This window comes from Arthrobacter sp. HS15c, assembly GCF_040812005.1.
Taxonomy (GTDB): Bacteria; Actinomycetota; Actinomycetes; order Actinomycetales; family Micrococcaceae; genus Arthrobacter.
The window spans coordinates 1-23,687 of the sequence record NZ_JBFOHM010000008.1 but is presented as its reverse complement, the minus strand read 5'-3'; the positions used below and the strand labels follow the sequence as shown (position 1 = coordinate 23,687).

Genomic DNA, 23,687 nt, shown 5'->3' with positions numbered 1-23,687 from the left:
GGTGTCCAACCCAGGCGAAACCAGCTCCAAACGTCCCCTCCGCGTCGCCATTGTGGGCGCCGGACCGGCGGGGGTCTACGCCGCGGACATCCTCACCAAATCCAACGAGGTCAAGGGCGGCGACTTTGAAGTCAGCATTGACCTGTTCGAGGCCTACCCCGCGCCGTATGGCCTGATCCGCTACGGCGTGGCTCCGGACCACCCGCGCATTAAGGGCATCGTCAACGCCCTGCACAAGGTCCTGGACCGGGGGGACATTCGCTTCCTGGGAAACGTCACGTACGGCCGGGACCTGACACTGCACGACTTCCGTGCCTTCTATGACGCCGTGATCTTCTCCACCGGCGCCATCAAGGACGCACAACTGGACATCCCGGGCATCGAACTGGACGGCTCGTACGGGGGAGCGGACTTCGTCTCCTGGTACGACGGCCACCCGGACGTTCCCCGCGAATGGCCGCTGGACGCCAAGGAAATCGCCGTGATCGGCAACGGCAACGTGGCCCTCGACGTCGCCCGGATGCTGGTCAAGCATGCCGATGAACTGCTCACCACCGAAATCCCGGACAACGTCTACCAGGGCCTGAAAAACTCCCCGGTCACCGACGTCCATGTCTTCGGCCGCCGCGGCCCAGCCCAGGTGAAGTTCACCCCGCTGGAGCTGCGCGAACTGAGCCACATGAAGGATGTGGACATCGTCCTGTACCCCGAGGACTTCGAATTCGACGAAGCCTCCGACGACGCGATCCGCAGCAACAACCAGATCAAGACCATGGTGAACACGCTCACCAACTGGCTCGTCGAGGAGCACGCCGAAGCGGAGGAGCCCTCCTCCCGCCGGCTGCACCTGCACTTCCTGCACAGCCCGGTGGAGATTTACGAGGACGCTGACAACGGCGGGGCCGGGCAGGTTGCCGGCATCAAGTTCGAGCGCATGCAGCTGGACGGCACCGGCAACGTCAAGGGCACCGGCGAATTCGTGGACTACCCGGTCCAGGCCGTTTACCGCGCCATCGGCTACCACGGCTCGGCGCTGGACGAACTTGAGTACGACGCCAAGCGCGGCGTGGTCCCCAACGAGGGCGGCCGCGTGCTGGACGCCGACGGCACCCCGGTCCCGGGCATCTACACCACCGGTTGGATCAAGCGTGGCCCCGTCGGCCTGATCGGGCACACCAAGGGCGACGCCCTGGAGACCATCGGCTACCTGCTCGAGGACCGCCTCACCCTGCCGCCGGCCCAGAACCCGGATCCGCAGGCGATCATCCACCTGCTGGAGGAGCGCGGCATCGAGTACACCACGTGGGAAGGCTGGAACAAGCTCGACGCCCACGAAGCAGCCCTCGGCGCGGCGTGGACAGGCACTGACGGGACCAACGGCGTCGTCCGCGAACGCATCAAGGTGGTTCCCCGCGAGGAAATGATCAGCATCTCCCGCGACTAGTCCGAGGCTGACCGACGGCTGGCCTCCGTCCGCCCCGCCTGCCAGCCCTAGGCGGGCGTGCGGACGCGGGGCTACACTTGTGGCCACACCAAGGCTGTCGGCAATGCGCCGCGCCTGCAGGCTGAGCGCAAGTGGGAGTTCGATGAGGAACCTGATCCACCCGGCGGCTCCCGGTAGCGATTCCGAGGGGCTGATCCAGCGCAGTGCCCTGGCGGGCCATGAACGGCTCGACGGCGTGATCCGCCTCGCGGGTCCCGGCGCCGATTTTCCCGGTGCCGGTTTCCCGGGCGCAGAGGAAATCCCCGGCCTGCGCAAGCTGATCCGCGAGTCCTGGCAGCGGTCGGCCCGGCTGAAGGCGAACCCGGACAACCCCGAAGCGCCGCTGGCACTGGACACGGACGAGCTCGAGGAATACCGCCGCCAGCACCCGCTCGCCAGCATCATGCCCGTGATCCACAAGCTCCTGGTCCAGCCCAGCCACGACAGCGGCCTGCTGGTGGCCGTGGGTGACGAAGTGGGCCGGCTGCTCTGGGTGGAAGGCGACCCGGTCCTGCAGCGGCGGGCGGAAGGAATGATGTTCGTGCCCGGTGCGGATTGGTCCGAGGCCACTGTGGGCACCAGCGCGCCCGGAACTGCCCTGGCCCTGGGCCGCGGCATCCAGATTTCCGGTGCCGAGCACTACCAGCGGTCCGTGCACCCCTGGAGCTGCACGGCGGTGCCGTTCCACGATCCGGATTCCGGCGCGCTGCTCGGCGTTGTGGACATCACGGGCAAGGCTTCCGCGGTGGCGCCCCACACGCTGTCCCTCGTCGAAGCCACGGTGGCGGCCGCGCAGGCTCAGTTGCGTGTTGAACGGCTCCAGCTGGCGGCAACCCTTGCCAGCCGGCCGGCCCGACGGCGGAGCAGCAGTTCCGCGGCCAGGGCAGGTTCGGCGCGGGCCGGGGGAGGCGGGTCCACGAAGGAAGGAAGCCTGTACCGCAACAGCCTGCAGCTGCTGGGCCGCGACCAGGCTTTGCTCAGCATCGAAGGCAAGACCGTGGCCCTGTCCGCCCGGCACAGCGAAATCCTCGCCTTGCTCAGCACCCACCCGGACGGGCTGAACGCCGAGGAGCTCAGCGTCCTGCTCTACCCGGGCGACGGCTCCACCATGACGCTCCGAGCCGAGATGGTCCGGCTCCGCAAGATCCTCGTCCAGCTCAACCCCGCCGCCGTGCCCGAATCCCGGCCGTACAAGCTCAGCATGGACCTGGTCCCCGACAGCGGCCAGGTGCTCAGCTGCCTGCAGCGCGGAGCGCACCGCATTGCGTTGGAAATCTACCGCGGCGCCGTGCTCCCGCGGTCCGAAGCGCCGGGCATCATCGACCTCCGCGACAGGGTCTCCTCGCTGATGCGCGAAGCGGTACTCACCGACGGCAGCGCCGAGACGCTGCTCAAGTACGCGGCCCTGCCCGAAGCGAGGGACGACGTCGACGTCCGGACTGCCGCGCTCAAGCTGCTGCCGCCGCGCTCGCCCAAGCGGGCCGCCGTCGTCGCCGACCTCGAGCGGCTGGAAGCCGAACTCAGCGCGTAAAGCCCCTGGCCGGTCCCCGTCCGGCGCCGCGCAACCTTTCCTGTGAGCTGGCTCACCCCGGCGCAACCTGGCTGCAACCTCCACACTCCTACGCTGAAACCAACGGCGGCCCCAGTATCAAGGCCACCTCATGCACAGCAAAGGAGCTAGCAATGACTGTTTACGCACAGCCCGGTACCGACGGTTCGAAGGTCACGTTCAAGGACCGCTACGAGAACTGGATCGGCGGCGAGTGGGTTGCCCCCGTCAAGGGACAGTACTTTGAAAACATCACGCCCGTCACCGGCAAGGTCTTCTGCGAGGTTGCACGGGGCACGGCGGAGGACATCGAGCTTGCCCTGGACGCCGCGCACAAGATCGCGCCGTCCTGGGGCAAAACGTCAGTGGCGGAACGCGCCGCCATCCTGAATAAGATCGCCGACCGGATCGACGAAAACACCGAGATGCTGGCCGTCGCCGAATCCTGGGACAACGGCAAGCCCATCCGGGAAACCCTGAACGCGGACATCCCGCTCGCCGCGGACCACTTCCGCTACTTCGCCTCGGCGGTCCGCGCCCAGGAGGGCCGGCTGTCCCAGCTCGACGACGACACCACCGCGTACCACTACCACGAGCCGCTCGGCGTCGTGGGCCAGATCATTCCGTGGAACTTCCCCATCCTGATGGCTGTCTGGAAGCTCGCCCCGGCGCTCGCCGCCGGCAACGCCGTGGTCCTCAAGCCGGCCGAGCAGACGCCGTCGTCCATCCTGGTCCTGATCGAGCTCATCGGTGACCTGCTCCCGGCCGGTGTGCTGAACATCGTCAACGGCTTCGGCGTCGAGGCGGGCAAGCCGCTCGCCTCCAGCCCACGGATCCGCAAGATCGCCTTCACCGGCGAAACCACCACCGGCCGGCTGATCAGCCAGTACGCCAGCCAGAACCTGATCCCGGTCACCCTGGAACTGGGCGGCAAGAGCCCCAACATCTTCTTCAACGATGTTGCGGAAAGCAACGACGCGTTCTACGACAAGGCCCAGGAGGGCTTCGCGCTGTTCGCCTTCAACCAGGGCGAGGTCTGCACGTGCCCGTCCCGTGCCCTGGTCCAGGAGGACATCTACGACTCGTTCATGTCCGACGCCGTGGCCCGGGTGGAGAAGATGATCCAGGGCAACCCGCTGGACACCGAAACCCAGGTGGGCGCCCAGGCCTCCAACGACCAGCTCGAAAAGATCCTCTCCTACATCGACATCGGAAAGCAGGAGGGCGCCAAGGTGCTCACCGGCGGTGCCCGGGCGGAGCTGCCCGGCGACCTTGCCGGCGGCTACTACGTCCAGCCCACCGTTTTCGAGGGCCACAACAAGATGCGGATCTTCCAGGAGGAGATCTTCGGCCCGGTGGTTTCCGTCTCGCGCTTCAGCGACTATGACGATGCGATGGAAATCGCCAACGACACCCTGTACGGCCTCGGAGCCGGCGTCTGGTCCCGCAACGGCAACGTTGCGTACCGTGCCGGGCGCGAAATCCAGGCAGGCCGTGTCTGGGTCAACAACTACCATGCCTACCCGGCTGGCGCCGCGTTCGGCGGCTACAAGTCCTCAGGCATCGGGCGTGAAAACCACTCCATGATGCTGGACCACTACCAGCAGACCAAGAACCTCCTGGTCAGCTACAACGAGAACAAGCTGGGCTTCTTCTAAGCCCGGTCTGCGTCCCACGCTTTACCACCGCTACAACAACGCAAGGATTTCGCCAATGACGACGACAATGCAAGCAGCAGTAGTAACAGAATTCGGCAAGGATCTCCAGATCCAGAACATCGCCATCCCCACCCCGGAGCCGGGGGAAGCACTGGTCAAAGTGCTCACCACCGGCGTCTGCCACACCGACCTCCACGCAGCGGAGGGTGACTGGCCCGTCAAGCCGTCGCCGCCGTTTGTCCCCGGCCACGAAGGCGTGGGCGAAGTGGTGGCCCTCGGCGAGGGCGTCACTGACCTCGCCGTCGGCGACCTCGTGGGCAACGCGTGGCTCTGGTCCGCCTGCGGCGACTGCCAGTACTGCCGCACCGGGTGGGAAACACTGTGCGAGGTGCAGAAGAACGCCGGATACAGCGTGGACGGATCCTTCGGCGAGTACATGCTGGTGGACACCCGCTTTGCCGCCAGGATCCCGGCAGGCTCGGACCCCGTGGAGGTGGCACCTGTGCTGTGCGCCGGCGTCACGGTCTACAAGGGCCTGAAAATGACAGAGGCCAAGCCGGGGCAGTGGGTCACCATCTCGGGCATCGGCGGCCTGGGGCACATCGCCGTCCAGTACGCGGTGGCCATGGGCCTGCGGGTTGCAGCCGTGGACATCGCGGACGACAAGCTCGCCCTGGCGAAGGCCCACGGCGCCGAGCTGACCGTCAACGCCCTGCACGAAGATCCAGTAGAAGTCATCCAGCGTGAAACCGGAGGTTGCCATGGAGTCCTGGTCACCGCAGTGCACCCGTCAGCTTTTGGACAGGCGATCGGCATGGCCCGCCGCGGCGGGACGATTGTGTTCAATGGGCTGCCGCCGGGCGACTTTCCGGCGCCCATCTTCGAGATTGTGCTCAAGGGCTTGACCGTCCGCGGTTCGATCGTGGGCACCCGGCAGGACCTGGAGGAGGCGCTGGATTTCTACGCCCAGGGCAAGATCCACCCCACCGTTTCGGTGCGGGAGCTCGGGGAAGTCAACGCCGTCCTTGACGAAATGAAGCACGCCAAGATCGACGGCCGTGTGGTCCTGAGGTTCTGATGCCCCAGGACAGGCTCGAGGCCGCAGTGACGCTGCCCGGGGAGGACTTCTCCCGGGTGGCGCTCACCGCCGAGGCCGTGGAACTGCTGCGGACACTGTGGCGCCAGCACGGGCCGCTGATGTTCCACCAGTCCGGCGGCTGCTGCGACGGATCCTCGCCGATGTGCTATCCCGCCGGGGAGTTCATCACCGGCGATTCGGATGTCCTGCTGGGCCTGTTCGACCTCTCCGGTGCCGGGACGGGCGGAGGCGTCACGTCCGACCCTCCCGGCGGCCCCGGACACGGTCATCCGCTGGAGTTCTGGATGTCCCGTGAACAGTTCAGCTACTGGAGCCATACGCACCTGACGGTGGACGTTGTTCCCGGCCGGGGCAGCGGGTTCTCGGTGGAGTCGCCGGAGGGGAAGCGCTTCCTTATCCGGTCCACCCTGATGGATTGGCCTGTTTAGGCGGTTCGGTGTTTTACCCTCGAGGCCCTCCAAATAGGAGGGCCTCGAGGTGTTTTCCACAATTAACTTCGGCATTAGGGCTGTCTCACGATGCGGGACAACTGGAACAGTCCAGTGGCTGGACAGTAAAGTTGATAAGTCTGTTTCCATCCCCTATCAGGATTGTGGATCTCTTATGAACCTCCTCCGGACCAAATCAATCGAGCAGTCAATGGCCGACGCCGATGAACCCGGACGCACGCTCAAACGGTCCCTAAGCACCTGGGACCTGATGATCATGGGTGTCGCGGTCGCTGTCGGGGCCGGCATCTTCTCCGTCGGAGCCAAGGCCGCCGCCAACTTTGCCGGACCCGCCGTGACTCTCTCCTTCGCCATCGCCGCCGTCACCTGCGCGCTGGCCATCATGTGCTACGCCGAGTTTGCCACCGCCATCCCCGTCGCCGGGTCAGCCTACGTCTTCACGTACGCCACGATGGGTGAACTGCTGGCCTGGATCATCGGCTGGAACCTGATCCTGGAACTCTTCACCGCCGCGGCCGTGATCGCCAAGTACTGGGGCATCTACCTCAGCAAGGTGTTCGCCCTGATGGGGGCAGACGTTCCGGCTGCCGTGTCCCTCGGCGGGGTGGACCTCTACTGGGGAGCCTTCCTGATCGTGGCGGTCTTCACGGTGCTGCTCGTCCTAGGAACCAAGCTCTCTGCCCGCGTCGGCAACATCTTCACGCTGATCAAGATCGCCGTGGTCCTGTTTGTGATCGTGGTGGGCTTCACCTACGTCAAGTTCGAGAACTACAGCCCCTTCGTGCCCGCAGCCGAGCCAACCGGCGCCAGCGGCGCTGCCGACGTGCTCAAGCAGTCCTTCTTCGGCTTCCTCACCGGCGCTGCCCCCGCCCAGTACGGCACGCTGGGCATCTTCGCCGGCGCGGCCCTCGTGTTCTTCGCCTTCATTGGATTCGACGTGGTGGCCACGTCCGCCGAGGAAGTGAAGAACCCGCAGAAGACCCTGCCGCGCGGCATCTTCGGCGGCCTCGCCGTCGTCACGCTCCTCTACATCCTGGTGTCCCTCGCGCTGACGGGCATGGTGTCCTACACCGACCTGGCTGAAGCCAAGAACCCCACCCTGACCACTGCCTTCGAAGCGGTGGGCGACACCACGGCGGCGAAGGTCATCGCCTTCGGCTCCCTGATCGGCCTGACCACCGTGATCATGGTGCTCCTGATGGGCCTGTCCCGCGTGGTGCTGGCCATGAGCCGCGACGGCCTGCTGCCGCGTGCCCTGTCCAAAACCAGTGAAAAGCGTTCGACGCCGGCACGCCTCCAGGTGATCTGCGGTGCCGCCGTGGCACTCGTCGCAGGCCTCACCAACGTGGACCTGCTGGAGGAAATGATCAACATCGGCACGCTGTCGGCGTTTGTGATGGTGAGCCTGGGCATCCTGGTGCTGCGCAAGAAGCGTCCCGACCTCAAGCCCTCCTTCCGTGTGCCGTTCGGCAAGGTCCTGCCGGTGGTATCCGCCGTGCTGTGCCTCTACCTGATGACCAACCTGGCCGTGGAGACGTGGATCTTCTTCGCCATCTGGCTGGTCATCGGACTCGCCATTTACTTCGCCTACGGCCAGCGCCACTCCCGCCTCAACGAGCGCTTCACCGAGGCCAAGGAAGCTGTCAACGGCCCCTCGGACGCAACCGCTCCGAATTCCTCCGACGACGAGGACGAGTTCAGCCGCGCCTGAGGCATCCGGAACCTGGTGCCTGATACCCGCATCGGATGAGACCGCCCGCTGACCCGCTCGGCGAGCGGTTTCGTGTTTTCAGGGCATGGCGGGCCGGGCGGCTTTGGAGTTCAATGATCAGACGGCTCCCTGGCCGTCCCAAGGGGCTGTTGACCATGTTTCCAGCCCCAGGGAGGCCAGTGTGGACCTGTCGATCGAGGAAATAGCCCGCGCCATTTCGAGCCACCGGTTTGACGAAGCAATGCCATGCCTTAGCGAAGACGTTGTCTGGGAGCTGGTGGGGGAGGACGTTCTGGTCGGCAAGCAGGCGGTTGTGGATGCCTGCGCCTCGGTGGCTGCGGAACTCCGGGGTACTGAGACCAGCTTCGACCAGTTCAAGGTGATTGCCGGTCCCGCCAGCGTGGTGATTGACAGCGTAGCCGGGTACCGTGCCGCGGAGGGCAGCCTCAGCAGGGTGGCGTCCTGCGACATCTACGACTTCATTGGCGGACAGGTCACGCACATCCGTTCGTACAATATCGAGCTGACTCCGCAGTAAGCCCCGCGGCTGGACCACGCTCCGCCAGTACTTAGGATGGATTCATGGCCCGCCCCGCAAAACCTGAACGCAAGGCAGAGCTGCTCTCCGCGATCCTGGACTATCTGATGGACAAGACGCTGGCGGAACTGACGTTCCGCAGCCTGGCGGATGGCCTGGGCATCAGCGCGTACGTGCTGGTGTACCACTTCGGCAGCCGCGAGCAGCTGGTCAACGAGATCATCGGGTCCATCGAGTCACGGCTGGACAGCATGCGCGGCGCCGACGTGCACGACATCGACCGGGAAGCGTGGAAGACGTACCTGCTGGAGTCCTGGCAGTGGACCATGGCCCAGCGGAACCGGCATCTGGCCCGCCTCGAGTTCGAAGCCACGGCCCAGGACATCGTGGCAGCTGAGCCGCGCGGCACCTCCCAGGAACACTTCCGCATGCTCCACCACAAAACCCGCGACTGGCTGATGGTGCAGGGCATCCCGGAGGAATTCGCGGACACCGATGCCCGGCTCTTCACCTCCACCTTTTACGGCCTGCAGTTCGACTTTGTAGTGATGAACCAGCAGGAAGCCGCTACGAAGGCCTTTGAGCTGATGCTCACCGTCTTCTTCAACAACCTGGAAACCCGGCTCGCAGCGGCGGCGCAGGAGTCCTCGGCCTAACCCATCGGCAAAGCCGGACCGGCTTCCGCAACCACCCCTCAGGGTGAGGCGTGCCGGCCCACCCACTCCACCAGCGGCCGCAGCTGGTCCCACATTTCGGAGATCTTCCGGGCCGCTTCCGGGCTGTGCACCCAGTCCGGCTCGCCCAGCTCAACACGCGCGGACAACGACTTGTGCTTCAGCAGCTCCGCCCGCGGGTGGTCCTTGTCGAACCCGCGGGGCACGGTCTTCAGCTTTTCGCCCTCCACCGCAAAGCCGGCGGCCGCTACGGAATCAACGATCTGCCTGAGGGCTTCGCCGGTGCTTGAGGCATCAACGGAGTTCCGGAACCGGACCAGCTGGGCCGGCGTGCTGGTGTGGCAGCCGCCGCCTACCAACAACCCGTCGGCACTCACCTGCACGTAGTAGCCGACGCCTTCCTGGGTGGCCGCGAAGCCGCCCTGGGCCGTCTTGTACGGAGATTTGTCCTGGGAAAACCTAATGTCCCGGTTGGGGCGGAAGACCTTCCCCGGCCCGAACCGCGGTTCGAGCTCGGCCAGCAGCGCCGTGACCGGGTCCCTGACCAGGGTGTTGTAGCTGTCCTTGTGCTCCAGCCACCACTCCCGGTTGTTGTTGTCCTCAAGCTCGGCATAGAACTCGAATGCCCCAGCGGGGATGCCTTGGAATGTACTCATGCAGTGATCCTAGGGACCGCAGCCGGCTCCAGCCAGAGCCGGCATCCCGTATGTGGAAAGCGCCGGGAAACTGCAGGCTACAGGGACAAGGGGCCCAAACGCAGAACACCCCGCCGCGGAGTATCCGCAGCGGGGTGTTCCCGGGTGGCACAAGCCACCGAGTGATGCAAGGGCCAATTAGCCGATCTTGTTGGCGGCCTCGGCGTCGGAGTCGGCCGCGGAAGCCGCACCAAGGTTGGCGCGCAGCTTGGCGCCGAGCTCGGCGTCGACGTTGGTCCAGTACTGGATGGCGCGTTCCTTGATGCCCGGGCTCTTCACGCCGCCCACGGCACCGGTGATGGTGTCCAGGAAGCGGGCCTTGGCGGCATCGTCGTAGACCTCGCGGTACAGCGTGCCGGCCTGGCCGAAGTCGCTGTCCTCGGCGTGCAGGGTGTGCGCGGAGAGCGTCAGCTCGCCGTCATTCTCCCAGCCGCCGGCCGGGTTCTGCGGCTCAACTGCAGCGGGACCGCCCACGGAGTTGGGGGCGTAGACCGGGACGGTGGGGGCGTTGAACAGGTAACGTCCGGAGCCGTCCTGGCTGTAGTTGTTGACCTGGTTCTTGGGCTGGTTCACCGGGATCTGCGCGTGGTTGGTGCCCACGCGGTAGCGGTGTGCGTCGGCGTAGGAGAAGATGCGGGCCTGCAGCATCTTGTCCGGGGAGGCGGCGATGCCCGGCACGAAGTTCGACGGCGCGAAGGTGGCCTGCTCGATCTGCGCGAAGTAGTTCTCCGGGTTCTTGTTCAGCTCCATGGTGCCCACCTTGATCAGCGGGTAGTCGGAGTGCGGCCAGACCTTGGTGAGGTCGAACGGGTTGAACCGGTAGGTCTTGGCGTCCTCGTACGGCATGACCTGGACGTGCAGGTCCCAGGACGGGAAGTTGCCGGCGGCGATGTTTTCGGACAGGTCGCGGATGTAGAAGTCCGCGTCCGAACCGGCCAGTTCAGCAGCCTCGTCGCCGGTGATGGAGTTGACGCCCTGGTTGGACTTGAAGTGGTACTTGACCCAGAAGCGCTCGCCCTCGGCGTTGATCCACTGGTAGGTGTGCGAGCCGTAGCCCTGCATTTCACGCCAGGAAGCCGGCAGGCCGCGGTCGCCCATGAGCCAGGTGACCTGGTGTGCGGACTCGGGGGACAGGGTCCAGAAGTCCCACTGCATGTCGGCGTCGCGCAGGTGGGTGCCCGGCAGGCGCTTCTGGGAGTGGATGAAGTCCGGGAACTTGATGCCGTCGCGGATGAAGAAGACCGGGGTGTTGTTGCCCACGAGGTCGTAGTTGCCCTCGGAGGTGTAGAACTTCACGGCGAAACCGCGGGGGTCGCGCCAGGTGTCCGGGGAGCCGTTCTCGCCTGCGACGGAGGAGAAGCGGATCAGCATCTCGGTCTCGGCACCGGGCTGCAGGAACGCGGCCTTGGTGTACTTGGAGATGTCCTCGGTGGCCTTGAACGTACCGAATGCGCCGCCGCCCTTGGCGTGCACTACGCGCTCCGGCACCCGCTCGCGGTTGAACTGGGCGAGCTTTTCCACCAGGTAGTGGTCGGTCAGGATGATGGCACCGTCGGCACCAACTGACTTCGAGTGCGCGTCGGACGTGACGGGCGCACCTGACTGGGTGGTTGAAATGGCAGTCATTTTTCTCCTATTTCTCTGTTACTTGGGACGTTCGAGGGGAAAGTTGTTGGGACTGCTGGCAGTCCTGGCAGATGCCCTGGTACATCACATCGGCGATCTGGATGGTCATGGGCTTGGCGTTCTCATCCCAGTGCGGGGTGAGGCAGGGCGCATGCCCGACGGCGCACTCCACGTCCTCGACGCGGCCGCAGCTGATGCAGATCGCGTGGTGGTGGTTGTCGCCCACCCGGGTCTCGTACAGCGCGGGGGAGTGCGGCGGTTCGAAGCGGCGCAGCATGTGAAGGTCGGTCAGGTCGCCCAGGACCACGTAGACGGACTGGGCCGTGAGCTCCGGGAGTTCCGTGCGCGCGGCGGCCAGGATGCTCTCCGCCGGAGAGTGGGGGTGGTGCTCGACGGCGGCCAGCACCGCCAGCCGCTGTTTGGTCACCCGGCGGCCGTGGGCGCGCAGGGCAGCAGCCCATGCTTCGTGGCCGCCAAAGTGTTCCGTCATGCCTCTATTGAAACACTTATTATGAGTTCATCACAATAAGGCTTGGCTAACTTCCGGCAGATCCAGGAATTCCTGCATGGGATTGACCGATTCCCCTGCAGAGCGGCCCATGGCGTGGACCTCCACCGGCCCGCTGCCCGGCTCCGGCACCACGCAGCTCAGCCCGGTCACGCTGCGGCGTTCCGTCAGGCCCTGCAGGGAGGCGGCCAGCGCCAGCAGGTGCCCGGCCGTCAGGCCCGGTTCGCCCGACGCCGGCGCAAGCACAGTGTGGTGGGCGCCGGCCTTGAACCGGGGCTGGGACGCAACGAGTTCCGGTGCGGCATCGCCCACCAATGCCGGCTCACTTGAGCGCTCCAAAGCCGAACGGCGCAGGGCGGCGCGGAGGCCGCCGTCGTACTCCACGAGCTGGTCCTCAGGAGCGGGCACCCGGCGCTGCGCGGGAAGGCGGAGCTGTTCGCCCGGGGTGACGGGTTCACCGTCCCAGCGCCCGAACACGTGGAAGGTTGGGGTGGAGGACTCGACTTCAGGCTCTCCGATGGCCGCCCCGATGGGATGCCACTGATGGGCAAAAACCACGGTGCAGCGTTTGGCGCCGAGCACGTCGGCGAGGGCCTGCCGCGCCGCATTGTGGCACAGGAGCCAGTCGGCGGCGGAGCGGAGATCGAAGGCGACAGCGGGATTCGTGAGCCGAATGAGGAGATGGCCGGCGTTCAGGGCAGTCCGTGGCCGGGCCACCTCCCAAAACGCCGATGCAAAAAGCAGCCGCCTGGACAGATTCATAAGCCAATTCCTTCCCCCGCCTGAGGATACCAAGCGTGTGACACAACAGGACATGGCTGCCCCGCTAGGGTTGCAGGGTGGGGAAACTGCTGGCCGATATCACACCGCTCAGGGAGAGCCCTGCTTTCCGCCGCCTCTGGCTGGGCTCCGCGGTATCCGCCGTCGGCAGCCAGCTCACCCTGGTGGCCGTGAGCCTGGAGGTGTACCGGCTCACCCAGGACAGCTTCTATGTGGGCCTGCTGGGCGTGTTTGCGCTGGTGCCGCTGGTGTTCGGCGGCCTGCTGGGCGGTTCCATCGCCGATTCCCACGACCGCCGGCGGGTGGCGCTCCTGGCCACCGCGGTCCTGTGGCTGACCACGGGCCTGATCGCGCTGCAGTCGTGGCTGCAGCTGGGCAACGTCTGGATCCTGTACCTGCTGGTCGCGCTGCAAAGCGCGGCGCAGGCCATCAACCAGCCGGCCCGCAGCGCCATCATCCCCGTACTGATCCGCAAAGAACTGCTGCCGGCCGCCAACGCGCTCAGCATGGTGTCCTTCGGCCTGGCCATGACGGTGGGGCCCCTGCTGGCAGGCGTGCTCGTGGCGTGGGTGGGCTTCGCTTGGACCTACACGATCGACTTCATCAGCTTCGCGTTTGTGCTTTGGGCCGTCTTCCGGCTGCCGTCCATGCCGCCGGCGGGGAGCGCCGGGCGCGCCGGAATCCGGTCCGTTGTTGAAGGCTTCCGGTTCCTGGGCACGCGGCCCAACCTGCGGATGACATTCATCATCGACCTCGTGGCCATGATCCTCGCCCAGCCGCGCGCGCTCATGCCCGCCATCGGTGCCGTGACGATCGGCGGCGGCGAGTCCACCGTGGGCATCCTGCTGGCCTCCACCGCGGTGGGCGCGTTCCTGGCCGGGCTGTTTTCCGGGCCGCTCGGCCACGTCCGCTGGCAGGGGAGTGCCGTGGTGTGGTCGGTGATGGGCTGGGGCGCCTCGATTGCGGGCTTCGGCGTGGTGGTGCTCCTGGCCGGCCGGACGGGCGACGGCGGCGCCACGCTTTGGCTGCTGCCGGCGGCTTTGTGCTGTGCACTGGCGGGAATCGCGGACTCCATCAGCAGCGTCTTCCGCAACACCATCCTGCAGGCCGCGACGCCGGACCACCTGCGGGGACGTCTCCAGGGCGTCTTCATCGTGGTGGTCGCCGGGGGACCGCGCGTGGGTGACCTGCTGGCAGGCGGCGGGACTAAGATTTTGACTGAGGGCTGGGTCCTGCTGCTCGGCGGGGTGTTGTGCATTGCCGTGGCATGGTTGGCCGCACAGCTGCAGCCGGGTTTTCGGAAGTACGATGCCCGCAACCCGGTCCGCTAGGACCTGCCGGGCAGAGGTGGAGGAGTGGACGTGCACAAGCATTACAACGGCCTGAAAACTGCGGCGCTCTTCGGCGTCCTCTGGGCTGTCCTGCTGGGCCTGGGCGGCCTGATCGGCCTCAATACCCGCAGTTCGGCGCCCATCTGGATCATGGCACTTATTGGCGTGGCCACCACGGCCTACGGCTACTGGAACAGCGACAAGATCGCCATCCGCTCCATGCAGGCCTACCCGGTCACCGAGGCCCAGGCGCCGCAGCTCTACCAGATCGTCCGCGAGCTCTCTGTCCGCGCCAACCAGCCGATGCCGCGCATCTACGTCTCGCCCACGATGAACCCGAACGCCTTCGCCACGGGGCGGAATCCACGGAACGCCGCCGTCTGTGTCACCGAAGGCATCGTCCAGCTTCTGGACGCCAGGGAGCTCCGCGCCGTCCTGGGGCACGAGCTGATGCACGTGTACAACCGCGACATCCTGACCTCCTCGGTGGCGGCCGCCGTCGCCGGCGTCATCACCTCGGTGGGCCAGATGCTGCTGTTCTTCGGCGGCGACCGTCGCAACTCCAACCCGCTGGCCATGCTGGCCATGGCATTGCTGGCGCCCTTCGCGGCGTCCCTGATCCAGCTGGCCATCTCCCGGACCAGGGAGTACGACGCCGACGAGGACGGTGCGCGGCTGACCGGCGATCCGCTGGCGCTCGCCTCAGCCCTGGGCAGGATCGAGCAGGGCGTCCGGATCGCGCCGCTCCCGCAGGACCAGAAGCTGGTGAACACCTCGCACCTGATGATCGCCAACCCGTTCCGCGGCGGGGCGATGATCAAGCTGTTTGCCACGCACCCGCCCATGAAGGAGCGGATTGCCCGGCTGGAGCGGATGGCCGGCCGGCCCTGACCTGACGCAAAGGGGCTGCGACACAGAAACGGGCTGGGGACACCCGATTTCCAGTGTCCCCAGCCCGGTTCTGCGTCCTGACGCCGAACCAGTGTCCTAGCTGCGGAAGTTCACGAACTGCAGGTCGGCCTCGTCAAAGTCCTTCAGGAGCGCCATGACGGCCTGCAGGTCATCTCGGGACTTGGACGAAACGCGGAGCTCGTCGCCCTGGATCTGGGATTTGACGCCCTTGGGCCCCTCATCGCGGATCAACTTGTTGATCTTCTTGGCCAGATCCTGCTCGATGCCTTCCTTGATGGAAGCCTCAAGGCGGAATTCCTTGCCGGATGGGTACGGCTCGCCGGTGTCCAGGGACTTCAGCGAGATGCCGCGGCGGATCAGCTTGGACTGGAGCACGTCCAGGACGGCCAGGACGCGTTCCTCCGAGTTCGCCTTCATCAGGATCTTCTCGCCGCTGAAATCGACCTCGGCGCCGACGCCCTTGAAGTCGTAGCGCTGGACCAGTTCCTTCTGTGCCTGGTTCAGCGCGTTGGCCACTTCCTGCTTGTCGACTTTGCTTACGACGTCGAACGTTGACTCGCCTGCCATGACTCTCCTTGTGCTGGGGGTGCCCCGCGGGGCCTGATCTCTGCGTTCCAGCCTAATACGGATGGCCCTGTTGGTTGTTGCTGTCTTCACAGTTTCCTCACAGCGGACACCGGGCGGGAACGAAGGCCGGCGCCGGAGAGTTGGAGTTGTTGGGAAAGAGCGCGAAGGGAAAGACCATGCACCGCAATGCCATCCGTTACGTCAACCGAACCACCGCTGCTGCCGCAGGCGCCGTTGCCACTGCAGCCACATCCGTCGCCGCCGCCGCGGTTGCAGCCTCCATCATCTTCAGTCCTGTCGCGGATGCCTCCTCCCGGATGGACGGCGTGAGCGAGGACCTGCTGCGGGCCGTCCAGTTGAACCAGATCACCGAGGAACAGGCCGTGAAGTTCGAGGCCCGGCTCGCCGGACGCATTCTCGGCGAGGCCTGATTCCGGCCGGTTTTCCCCGTCATTTCAGGGGTTTTCCGCTCTTTTCCGGACGCCGTGGGGCTCGATTCGATTCTTCGGCAGAAGTTCTGTAAAGTTGTCTTGCCCGCGGTTACTGGAAGCGGAACGGCCCGGAAACGGACGTTCTGAACACTGCAGCCGGGGGTGATCTTCTTTTGAAGTTCGGCAGATTACCCGAGCGGCCAAAGGGGGCTGACTGTAAATCAGCTGGCAACGCCTACGGGGGTTCGAATCCCTCATCTGCCACCCAAGGAAAAGCCTCCGGAACCACCAGGTTCCGGAGGCTTTTTCGTGTCTCCGGATACTCCCCTTCGAATGGTCTATTCCCCTCGGCATTACACGGGGAATTGACCATTTGAAGGGGAAAAGATGCCACCGAAGTCCGGTCCAAAACCGTCGTCGACAGCAACGCCCGGCCCGGCGTAGGCTGACACCATCGGCGCACGTGCCCCGGTGCCCTGTGTCGATACATCAATCGATGAAGGAGGACCAATGAGTGCTGTACGTGAATTCATGACTACGGATGCACGGTGTATCAAGGAAGAACAGTCCCTCGCTGATGCCGCACGGATGATGCAGGATCTGGACTGCGGATCGTTGCCCATCTGCGGAGACGACGGCAAGTTGAAGGGCATGATCACCGACCGTGACATCGTGCTCAAGTGCGTCGCCGCCGGCCGCGACCCACGCGAAATGATGGCCCGTGAGCTCGCCAGCGGACGGCCCCACTGGGTCGACGCCGACGCAAACGTTGACGCCGCCATCGAACTGATGGAGAAGCACCAGATCCGTCGCCTCCCGGTCATTGCCGACCACAAGTTGGTGGGCATCATCAGCCAGGGTGACATCGCCCGCAACTACTCCGAACAGCGTGTGGGCGAGCTGGTGGAGCATATTTCGGAACGCAGCCGAATGCAGGTGTAGTCAGCAATTCAACCCGGAACGCCACGGAGTCCCACTCCGTGGCGTTACTGTGTGGCCCGAACCGTTGAGGTTCGAAATGGCCTTGTCCGCGGCTCCTGGCCCTGACGGTTCGAAACCGCGGACAAGCTGAGGAAAATCAGTTCAGCGCGATCAGGAGCATCTGGCTGGTCCCCGGGATGCAGGTCTGCAGGATCGCCCTGGGGAAACCGCCGAACACCCGGAGGACGTCGTTGGTGGTGCCGGGGTTGGGGACCTGGCCGCGGGCTGTCGCCGTGTAGGTTCCGTAGCCCGGGATGCTGATGGTTTCCCCCACGGCGATGCCGGAGAACCGTGCCCAGCCGCCGCAGAAGTCGTGTTCGGTGATGAACAGCGAGTAGCCGTCATTGGGGGTGAAATGGATCGGCCCGATGCACGCATCCACCATGGCCTGTCCGCCCGCACCTGCGACGTAGATCGTCCGGACGGCCGGAGCGGCCTGGACCGGGGCCGGGGCTGCTGCCGGAGCGGGCCCTGCCACAGCCGGTGCAGGTGCGTACGCCGGAGCTGATGCGACGGCGGGACCTGACAGCACGAGGGTCTGGCCGGGAACGATGATGCTGTAAACACCCAGTCCGTTGGCGGCCAGCATCGCGTTCATGTCCACGCCGTACCGCGCCGCGATCCCGCCCACGGTGTCGCCGGGGACAACGGTGTAGCGGTTGGAGTCTCCGGCGGGGGCAGGCGCCGGTGCAGGCTCCGGAGCCGGCGCAGGGGGAGCCTCGGCCGGCGCGGCGGCCACCTCCGGCTGCGCCGTGGCAGCCTCAACCGAACCGGGCACAAAGGTGCCGACGTACGGTTCATCCAGGGGCGCCGCAACCAACGGCCGTGCGACGCTCACTACCGGTGCGGCCGACGTCGTGCTTGCCTCCGCGGGCGGCGACACCTCAGCTGTGCGCACGGGGCCGGCCAGGACTCCGACGCCGACGGCGGAGACCACGGCCGCGGCGGCCATGCCTGCCCAGAGCCGGTTACTGACCGGCTTGCGGTCTTGGGTCAGTTCTGTCCGGGGGACGTCTGTTTCGAAGTTTCGGCGGGGCGGCTCGGAAGCTTTTGCGGTCAACTGGTACATGGGTGGCCCATCGCAGGTCGGCCCCGGCAAGGAAAAAGCAGCGGCGGACGCCGGCTCTTTTCGTTGCGGGACGGATCGAGGTGTGATGCGCGATGCGGTTCCGGTCAGTGACCGGCGCCGCGCAGGGATGCGCATGATGGGAGCCGCCCGCATACCCAGAAGATACGGAAGCTCCACTATGAAGCGGCATCACCCACCCCAGCTCGGAGGATGCGCCAGCAACTTTGTTTGGCCCTAGGAATTTCGAGTCTAGGAAACGGGGGAGCAGGCGGCACGAGTAGGCATTACCCGAGTTTTTTCGAGGATTACTTGGCGCAAACGGATCGGATACCTACCCTTTCCGCTGCGGGTACCTGTGGGCTGCTTGGAGGGACGCAGCGAGCGCGGGTGTCTGCAGAGACTGGCCGGATATGCTGGCTCCCAGAGACGATGTCGTGGACCGGTCAGCCGGGCCATGTCAGGCGGCATGGTCAGGCCCTGCAGCGGGGGAGAAGGTGCCATTCATGGCGTTAGGGCGGAGGCCTTTGAAGAGGCGTCTAAGTACGGACGGCCCGAAGCTGATGACGTCTTTGCTGGTTTCCGTCCTGGTCCTGCTGGGTTTCGCCGCAGACCAACACCCGGATCCCCCTTCTCTACGGCTGTCCGCCGAATCCGTGCGGGTGTTTCCAACGCCGCAGAGCATTGAAGCCGCCAGGACGTCGGTGTCGCTGCGTGGGCGTGTCGTGATTGACCGGGGACCGGTGACCGACAACGCCGCGCTTGAGATCGTGACGCAGATGATCGCGAAAGCCGGCGGCACCCTGGAAGCGCCCGACTCCGCCGGCTACAAAACAAGCCATACCCGGGTCTACATCGGCACGCCTGAGGACAACTTGTCCATCGGCCCGGCTTTGGCGGCTATGGATGTCGACGGTGCGGAAGCACTGGATAAGCCGGAGGGCTATGTTTTGGCCGCAGGCTGGGACGGCCGACAACCTGCAATCGTGCTGGCCGGGCATGACCAGGATGGTGTGTACTACGCGGCGCAGACCTTGAGGGAGGTCGCGGAGGACTCCGGCGGGGTTCCCGTCGTCATCCGGGACTGGCCCCTCATGGGCATTCGTGGCGTAGTGGAAGGTTTTTACGGCTCTCCGTGGACACACCAGGCCCGGCTGGATCAGTTGGAATTCTATGGCCGGCAAAAGCTGAACACCTACATGTACTCTCCTAAGAACGACCCCTTGCTTCGCGGAGACTGGCGCCAGCAATACGCGGGCCGCCAGCTGGAGGAGTTATCGGAGCTCATTCAGAGCGCCGCACGGAATCATGTGAGATTTGTCTTCGCCCTCTCGCCGGGTCAAGACATCTGCTATTCCGACAAGGCGGACCTGGAGTCAGCGCTAGGCAAAATGCAGGCCGTGCACGAGCTGGGGGTCAAGACGTTCTCAATTGCGTTGGATGACATTGATTTGGACCTGAAATGCACAGCGGACCGCGCGGCGAACGTGGAGGGCGAACGCGGGCTCGCCGCAGCACAGGCGGCCTTCCTCAACAGCATCAATCGGCAATTCGTGCAGGAAAACCCGGATGTCAACCCACTCGAGATGGTGCCAACCAAATTCAACGGCGTGGAGACCGACCCCTACAGGGAGGAACTCGGCGCCAAGCTGGACGCTGGCGTCCTGGTGCAATGGACCGGCCTCGATATAGTGTCCCCGACCATCACGCCCGAGTCCGCGAAAGCGGCCAGCATGGCATATGGCACTCCGGAGCAGCCTCGAGGGATTTTTCTTTGGGACAACTATCCGGTCAATGATTTTGCCCCTGACCGGCTCTTTCTGGGACCCGTAGTGGGCCGCAACCCGGATTTGTACACCGTGATCCCCGGAATCACCGCCAATCCCATGGTTCAGCCTTACGCATCCATGCCGGCGCTTGCCAGCTTTGCAGACTACATGTGGAATGGTCCACGATCCGACGGCGAGGATTCTTTGAATGTCGCCCTCGAAGGGATCGCTGGACCGGACAAGGACGTTCAGGATGCGGTGAAGACGTTCGCAGATCTCAACAAGTACTGGACCATTGATGAGCTGACGGCGAAGTCCCCGCTGCTCGCGGCAGACATGGAGGAGTTCTGGCGATCCTACGAGAACGGCACGTTTGATGACTCGGCGCTGGAACGACGGGCGGCAACGATCAGCAGGCTTCCTGACGTCCTTTCACGCGTCCCGGTGCAGGGGTTTTACAACGATGCCATTCATTGGATTGACGCCGCAGCCAGCTCGGGTGAGGCCTTGCGAAGCGCCATCACCATGCTCGCGGCAGCGGAGGAAGGCGATTCGGTGGCTGTGGCCGATGCCCGCTCGGTGCTGGATGCTGCCGTCGAGCGGGCAAATCAGGCCACCCAGCCGGCCATCGATAGCCCACAGGTAAAACCCAGGGTAGGCGACGGCTTGTTCGAGGCCTTCCTTGAGCGGGCAATCCTGGAATCGGACCGCCGCTTAGGCCGTTAATGTCCCGAAAGGATGAACCGGAGGCTTGCCACCAAGTTACCCGCCGGTAACATTGAGGGATGCACCTGCTTCTGCGCACCCTCCTGATGCTGTTCACGTCCGCCCGCCGCTCCGCGCTGACCATCTGGGACGCCTCGTCCCTGCCGCTGCGCGTCCTGCCCACCGACATCGACATCGCCATGCACGTCAACAACGGTATGTACTTTTCCCTCATGGACCTGGGCCGGTTCGACCTGATGGTCCGCAGCGGCGTCTGGAAGAGGATGCGCCAGCGCGGCTGGACCCCGGTGGCGGCGGGGGAGACCATCGCCTTCCGGAAGTCCCTGCAGCTGTGGCAGCAGTACACCATCGAAACCAGGATCATCGGCCTGGACGCCAAGGCCATCTACTTTGAGCAGCGCATGGTGGCCGACGGCGAGATTTACGCCCGTGCCTACATCGCCACCCGCCTGGTCAGCAAAGGCAAACCCGTCAGCCAGGACGAGATCCTGCGCGAGTTCGGCCAGCCCCCGGCCGGTCTTGTGCTCCCGGAATGGATCCACGAGTGGCGCGAGACAAACGCTCTGCCCGGCAGCCGGACACCGGCACCGCACCTCTGGGAGAGCAGCGCCCGCCCGGTGCGCTGACCGGCTACGCGCCGACGTCGCGCCTGTTCACCGCGAACGCGGCCGCAGCCACCAAAGCTGCTGAAATGCCCCAGAGCCACCCGGCTGCTGCCCAGTCCGCGCCGTTGGTCACCGGAGAATTCCCATAGGCCCAGTGGTAGGGGCTCAGGTTCAGCAGCCACTCCACGTCCTTGCTCTGCCGGCCGACGGCGTTGAACACGTACCCCAGGACGCCCACGGCGGCGCCGGCGGCCAACCCGTAGGTCCGCCGGCCGGACACGGCACCCGCGCAGAGCGCAGCGGTTCCGCTCAGGAGCGCCAGGCCGGCGAACAGCACTGCCGCGCCGAACAGGTTCTCCGGCCGGATGTCGAGCTGGGCCGAATCGTTGAGCAGCCGGACCAGCACAAACACCAGCGCCGCGAGCAGCACCACCCTGAGGAACAGGGACAGTGCGCGTTCCAGCACCACCTGGACGCGGGTCACACCGTGGGCGAGGGTCAGCTCCAGCTGGCCGGATTCCTCGTCGCCGCCCACGGCCGCGGCACCCCACCCCACGGAGGCGATGGTCATCAGCAGGAACCCGATCAGTCCGTAAAGCGTGGCCTGGGTGTAGCCGGGCCCGGTGGCAATCTGGTCGTAGTTGAGCGCCTTGGTCATCTCGGCAGGGAGGGCATCGATCATGTCCTGCATCTGGGCGCTCCCGCCGATGGACGGGTACAGCGGCAGGTAGAGGAACGTGGCGGCTGCCAGCCCGGCTGCCCAGCCGAGAGTGGAGCGCCACGTGTCGAAAAACGCCCGGCGGAACAGCGGCAGGGTAGCGCTCACTTTGCTGCCTCCTGCGGGGTTGAATACATCTTCAGCACCGATTCCTCCAGGTCGGGCTCCTCCAGGACAAGATCGGTGAGCTGCAGGGATGCCAGCGCCTGGACCAGCGGCTGGATCTCTCCCTCCAGCGTGGCGGTCAGGGTGACGCCGCTGCCGGACTGAAGTACCTCCACGTGTCCGACGCCGGGCACCGCACCCAGCCGCGCGCCGGCGTCATGCGCTGCAATTCCGGTGGCCGAAAGACGGACGTGCCGCACGGCACCTTCCCGCAGCCCGCTCACCGACTCCACCGCGATGATCCGGCCGTCCCGGAGGATGGCCACCGTGTCCGCCGTCTGCTGGACCTCGCTGAGGACATGGGAGCTGAGGAAGATGGTCTGGCCTTTGTGCTGCGCTTCGCGCATCATGGCGTGGAACTCCTGCTGCACCAGCGGGTCAAGGCCGCTGGTGGGCTCATCGAGGACCAGTAGTTCGGGATCGTGCATAAACGCCTGGACCAGGCCCAGCTTCTGCTTGTTGCCCTTGGACAGCTTGCGGGTGTGGCTGTCCAGGTCCAGCCCCAGCCGTTCGGCCAGCGCATCGATCCTGCCCGGAGCCACCGGACCGCTGATGGCCTGGTAGTGGGCCAGGAGCTTCCGGCCTGTCACTCTGCCCTCAAGGAACAGCTCGCCCGGAAGGTACCCGATCCGGCGGCGGAGCTCCGGACCGCCCAGCCGGGGATCCGTGCCCAGGACCCGGACCTCGCCGGACGTGGGGCGGATGATGTCCAGGAGGCAGCGCATGGTGGTGGTCTTGCCCGCTCCGTTGGGGCCGATCACGCCGAACACCGACCCTGCCTCGACGGCGAAATCCACGCCGTGAAGCACCTCCCGGCGGCCGAATTTCTTGGTCAGGGACCTGGTGGAGATTGCGTGCGGCATGCGCCCTCCTGTGTGCGGCATTCAGCGGCTGATGACCCCAAGGGTAGGCTGGGCGGCCCGTGCTGTATATGGGGGCGCCGCGGTTATTCCCGATGACGCGGGAAGCGAACAGGGTGCCCCCGACCGCGACATTGCATGGCTTGCTCGCGTACCGTTGAAGGCATGGCTACCGTTGACATCACCAGTGATCAGTTCGCATCGACCATCGAAGGCAATGACATTGTCCTGGTGGACTTCTGGGCTGAATGGTGCGGTCCGTGCAAGCAGTTCGGGCCCACGTACAGCGCAGTGTCGGAGAAGCACTCCGACGTCCTGTTCACGAAGGTGGACACCGAGGCCGAGCAGCAGCTCGCCGCCGAGGCGGGCATCACGTCCATCCCCACGCTGATGGCCTTCCGCGAAAAGGTCCTGGTCTTCTCGCAGCCGGGCGCCCTGAACGCCCAGCAGCTGGAGCAGGTGGTTGACGCCGTCAAGGCCCTGGACATGGACGAGGTCCACGCGCACGTGGCGCGCTCGCAGGCAGAAGCCGCAGCGGCTGCAGGCAGCAAGCCGGCCGGCCCGCAGGACGGCACCCAGATCCCGGACGCGTAAGCGCTCACTGAACATACAAAGCGGGGCCTCTCCATGAGAGGCCCCGCTTCGCCTTTAACCGGTGCCCGCTAGCTGTACTGCCCAGGCAGGTTGGTTAACCGACTGATGGGCGGGTGGCCTCCGATTGCGGTGTGGGGCCTGTGGTGATTGTAGTGGTGCAGCCATGCCGGGAGGGCGTTTCTGCGGACTGAT

Annotated in this window: 24 protein-coding genes and 1 tRNA gene; 16 read left to right on the top strand and 9 right to left on the bottom strand. The window is 65.5% G+C overall.

From position 1 onward, the window contains the following. Position 1 precedes the first annotated feature (1 nt). The 8 genes from ABV518_RS14150 to ABV518_RS14115 all read left to right on the top strand — a co-directional run bounded on the left by ABV518_RS14150 (position 2) and on the right by ABV518_RS14115 (position 9,143). On the top strand, positions 2-1,444 hold the full coding sequence (locus ABV518_RS14150; protein WP_367767783.1) for an FAD-dependent oxidoreductase: 1,443 nt from the start codon (positions 2-4) through the stop codon (positions 1,442-1,444). A gap of 142 nt (positions 1,445-1,586) precedes the next feature. Further along, positions 1,587-3,014: a GAF domain-containing protein gene (locus ABV518_RS14145; protein ID WP_367767782.1), complete on the top strand. Its 1,428-nt coding sequence runs from the start codon at positions 1,587-1,589 to the stop codon at positions 3,012-3,014. A gap of 152 nt (positions 3,015-3,166) precedes the next feature. Then, complete coding sequence (locus ABV518_RS14140) at positions 3,167-4,690, top strand: aldehyde dehydrogenase family protein (RefSeq protein ID WP_367767781.1); 1,524 nt, start codon at positions 3,167-3,169, stop codon at positions 4,688-4,690. Between the two features lie 55 nt (positions 4,691-4,745). Continuing rightward, positions 4,746-5,768: an alcohol dehydrogenase AdhP gene (gene adhP / locus ABV518_RS14135; protein ID WP_367767780.1), complete on the top strand. Its 1,023-nt coding sequence runs from the start codon at positions 4,746-4,748 to the stop codon at positions 5,766-5,768. Further along, the gene (locus tag ABV518_RS14130) at positions 5,768-6,217 is read left to right on the top strand and encodes a DUF779 domain-containing protein (protein ID WP_367767778.1); all 450 of its coding nucleotides are present in this window, start codon (positions 5,768-5,770) and stop codon (positions 6,215-6,217) included. Before adhP ends, ABV518_RS14130 begins: the two co-directional genes overlap by 1 nt. 175 nt (positions 6,218-6,392) lie before the next feature. After that, positions 6,393-7,949 (top strand): amino acid permease, encoded by a 1,557-nt coding sequence (locus ABV518_RS14125; protein WP_367767776.1) that lies wholly within the window; start codon positions 6,393-6,395, stop codon positions 7,947-7,949. A 181-nt stretch (positions 7,950-8,130) separates the two neighbouring features. Further along, positions 8,131-8,487: a nuclear transport factor 2 family protein gene (locus tag ABV518_RS14120; RefSeq protein ID WP_367767774.1), complete on the top strand. Its 357-nt coding sequence runs from the start codon at positions 8,131-8,133 to the stop codon at positions 8,485-8,487. Positions 8,488-8,531: 44 nt separating this feature from the next. Beyond that, entirely contained in the window at positions 8,532-9,143 is a 612-nt protein-coding gene (locus tag ABV518_RS14115; RefSeq protein WP_367767772.1) for a TetR/AcrR family transcriptional regulator, read from the top strand. Between the two features lie 38 nt (positions 9,144-9,181). Here the strand turns inward: ABV518_RS14115 and ABV518_RS14110 are convergent, their stop codons facing one another. The 4 genes from ABV518_RS14110 to ABV518_RS14095 form a co-directional block, all read right to left on the bottom strand. Then, complete coding sequence (locus ABV518_RS14110; RefSeq protein ID WP_367767770.1) at positions 9,182-9,817, bottom strand: DUF2461 domain-containing protein; 636 nt, start codon at positions 9,815-9,817, stop codon at positions 9,182-9,184. A gap of 177 nt (positions 9,818-9,994) precedes the next feature. Continuing rightward, positions 9,995-11,482 carry a catalase gene (locus ABV518_RS14105; protein WP_367767768.1) on the bottom strand — a complete coding sequence of 496 codons (1,488 nt, stop codon included), beginning with the start codon at positions 11,480-11,482 and terminating at the stop codon, positions 9,995-9,997. Positions 11,483-11,489: 7 nt separating this feature from the next. Further along, positions 11,490-11,972 carry a Fur family transcriptional regulator gene (locus ABV518_RS14100; RefSeq protein WP_131131207.1) on the bottom strand — a complete coding sequence of 161 codons (483 nt, stop codon included), beginning with the start codon at positions 11,970-11,972 and terminating at the stop codon, positions 11,490-11,492. Between the two features lie 30 nt (positions 11,973-12,002). Next, positions 12,003-12,752, bottom strand: a complete 750-nt coding sequence (locus ABV518_RS14095) for a hypothetical protein (protein WP_367767766.1) — start codon at positions 12,750-12,752, stop codon at positions 12,003-12,005. A 77-nt stretch (positions 12,753-12,829) separates the two neighbouring features. Here ABV518_RS14095 and ABV518_RS14090 point away from each other — a divergent pair, with 77 nt between their 5' ends. Further along, entirely contained in the window at positions 12,830-14,101 is a 1,272-nt protein-coding gene (locus tag ABV518_RS14090) for an MFS transporter (protein ID WP_367767764.1), read from the top strand. 30 nt (positions 14,102-14,131) lie between these two features. Further along, a complete protein-coding gene (gene htpX / locus ABV518_RS14085; protein ID WP_367767762.1) occupies positions 14,132-14,992 on the top strand; it encodes a zinc metalloprotease HtpX in 861 nt (286 codons plus the stop codon). A gap of 96 nt (positions 14,993-15,088) precedes the next feature. On the opposite strand, the gene ABV518_RS14080 is transcribed toward htpX, so the two are convergent. Beyond that, entirely contained in the window at positions 15,089-15,580 is a 492-nt protein-coding gene (locus ABV518_RS14080; RefSeq protein WP_131131211.1) for a YajQ family cyclic di-GMP-binding protein, read from the bottom strand. A 176-nt stretch (positions 15,581-15,756) separates the two neighbouring features. On the opposite strand from ABV518_RS14080, the gene ABV518_RS14075 reads away from it, so the two are divergent. The 3 genes from ABV518_RS14075 (at position 15,757) to ABV518_RS14065 (ending at position 16,953) form a co-directional block, all read left to right on the top strand. Beyond that, positions 15,757-16,011, top strand: coding sequence for a hypothetical protein (locus tag ABV518_RS14075; RefSeq protein WP_367767760.1), 255 nt, complete (start codon positions 15,757-15,759; stop codon positions 16,009-16,011). Between the two features lie 182 nt (positions 16,012-16,193). Then, a tRNA-Tyr gene (locus ABV518_RS14070) sits at positions 16,194-16,275 on the top strand. 246 nt (positions 16,276-16,521) lie between these two features. Then, positions 16,522-16,953 carry a CBS domain-containing protein gene (locus tag ABV518_RS14065; protein ID WP_310161024.1) on the top strand — a complete coding sequence of 144 codons (432 nt, stop codon included), beginning with the start codon at positions 16,522-16,524 and terminating at the stop codon, positions 16,951-16,953. Between the two features lie 136 nt (positions 16,954-17,089). Here the strand turns inward: ABV518_RS14065 and ABV518_RS14060 are convergent, their stop codons facing one another. Beyond that, positions 17,090-18,061: a LysM peptidoglycan-binding domain-containing protein gene (locus tag ABV518_RS14060; protein WP_367767758.1), complete on the bottom strand. Its 972-nt coding sequence runs from the start codon at positions 18,059-18,061 to the stop codon at positions 17,090-17,092. Between the two features lie 560 nt (positions 18,062-18,621). Between ABV518_RS14060 and ABV518_RS14055 the strand changes: the two genes are divergently transcribed. Further along, complete coding sequence (locus ABV518_RS14055) at positions 18,622-20,553, top strand: beta-N-acetylglucosaminidase domain-containing protein (protein ID WP_367767756.1); 1,932 nt, start codon at positions 18,622-18,624, stop codon at positions 20,551-20,553. A gap of 59 nt (positions 20,554-20,612) precedes the next feature. Further along, the gene (locus ABV518_RS14050; RefSeq protein WP_367767754.1) at positions 20,613-21,179 is read left to right on the top strand and encodes an acyl-CoA thioesterase; all 567 of its coding nucleotides are present in this window, start codon (positions 20,613-20,615) and stop codon (positions 21,177-21,179) included. 4 nt (positions 21,180-21,183) lie between these two features. Here the strand turns inward: ABV518_RS14050 and ABV518_RS14045 are convergent, their stop codons facing one another. Together ABV518_RS14045 and ABV518_RS14040 are read right to left on the bottom strand one after the other, a co-directional pair. Further along, positions 21,184-21,984: an ABC transporter permease subunit gene (locus ABV518_RS14045; protein WP_367767752.1), complete on the bottom strand. Its 801-nt coding sequence runs from the start codon at positions 21,982-21,984 to the stop codon at positions 21,184-21,186. Continuing rightward, a complete protein-coding gene (locus ABV518_RS14040) occupies positions 21,981-22,904 on the bottom strand; it encodes an ABC transporter ATP-binding protein (protein ID WP_367767750.1) in 924 nt (307 codons plus the stop codon). The genes ABV518_RS14045 and ABV518_RS14040 overlap by 4 nt, the downstream gene beginning before the upstream one ends. A 162-nt stretch (positions 22,905-23,066) precedes the next feature. Between ABV518_RS14040 and trxA the strand changes: the two genes are divergently transcribed. Beyond that, positions 23,067-23,495, top strand: coding sequence for a thioredoxin (gene trxA, locus ABV518_RS14035; RefSeq protein WP_131131219.1), 429 nt, complete (start codon positions 23,067-23,069; stop codon positions 23,493-23,495). Between the two features lie 68 nt (positions 23,496-23,563). Here trxA and ABV518_RS14030 read toward each other — a convergent pair. Continuing rightward, a partial coding sequence (locus ABV518_RS14030) for an integrase core domain-containing protein (protein WP_367765755.1) occupies positions 23,564-23,687 on the bottom strand: 124 nt, incomplete at its 5' end.

Coding starts and splice junctions, on each gene's coding strand:
- ABV518_RS14145 (WP_367767782.1), top strand. CDS start 1,587: ATGAGGAACCTGATCCACCCGGCGGCTCCCGGTAGCGATTCCGAGGGG.
- ABV518_RS14140 (WP_367767781.1), top strand. CDS start 3,167: ATGACTGTTTACGCACAGCCCGGTACCGACGGTTCGAAGGTCACGTTC.
- adhP (WP_367767780.1), top strand. CDS start 4,746: ATGACGACGACAATGCAAGCAGCAGTAGTAACAGAATTCGGCAAGGAT.
- ABV518_RS14130 (WP_367767778.1), top strand. CDS start 5,768: ATGCCCCAGGACAGGCTCGAGGCCGCAGTGACGCTGCCCGGGGAGGAC.
- ABV518_RS14125 (WP_367767776.1), top strand. CDS start 6,393: ATGAACCTCCTCCGGACCAAATCAATCGAGCAGTCAATGGCCGACGCC.
- ABV518_RS14115 (WP_367767772.1), top strand. CDS start 8,532: ATGGCCCGCCCCGCAAAACCTGAACGCAAGGCAGAGCTGCTCTCCGCG.
- ABV518_RS14110 (WP_367767770.1), bottom strand. CDS start 9,817: ATGAGTACATTCCAAGGCATCCCCGCTGGGGCATTCGAGTTCTATGCC.
- ABV518_RS14105 (WP_367767768.1), bottom strand. CDS start 11,482: ATGACTGCCATTTCAACCACCCAGTCAGGTGCGCCCGTCACGTCCGAC.
- ABV518_RS14100 (WP_131131207.1), bottom strand. CDS start 11,972: ATGACGGAACACTTTGGCGGCCACGAAGCATGGGCTGCTGCCCTGCGC.
- ABV518_RS14095 (WP_367767766.1), bottom strand. CDS start 12,752: ATGAATCTGTCCAGGCGGCTGCTTTTTGCATCGGCGTTTTGGGAGGTG.
- ABV518_RS14080 (WP_131131211.1), bottom strand. CDS start 15,580: ATGGCAGGCGAGTCAACGTTCGACGTCGTAAGCAAAGTCGACAAGCAG.
- ABV518_RS14075 (WP_367767760.1), top strand. CDS start 15,757: ATGCACCGCAATGCCATCCGTTACGTCAACCGAACCACCGCTGCTGCC.
- ABV518_RS14065 (WP_310161024.1), top strand. CDS start 16,522: ATGAGTGCTGTACGTGAATTCATGACTACGGATGCACGGTGTATCAAG.
- ABV518_RS14060 (WP_367767758.1), bottom strand. CDS start 18,061: ATGTACCAGTTGACCGCAAAAGCTTCCGAGCCGCCCCGCCGAAACTTC.
- ABV518_RS14055 (WP_367767756.1), top strand. CDS start 18,622: ATGACGTCTTTGCTGGTTTCCGTCCTGGTCCTGCTGGGTTTCGCCGCA.
- ABV518_RS14050 (WP_367767754.1), top strand. CDS start 20,613: ATGCACCTGCTTCTGCGCACCCTCCTGATGCTGTTCACGTCCGCCCGC.
- ABV518_RS14040 (WP_367767750.1), bottom strand. CDS start 22,904: ATGCCGCACGCAATCTCCACCAGGTCCCTGACCAAGAAATTCGGCCGC.
- trxA (WP_131131219.1), top strand. CDS start 23,067: ATGGCTACCGTTGACATCACCAGTGATCAGTTCGCATCGACCATCGAA.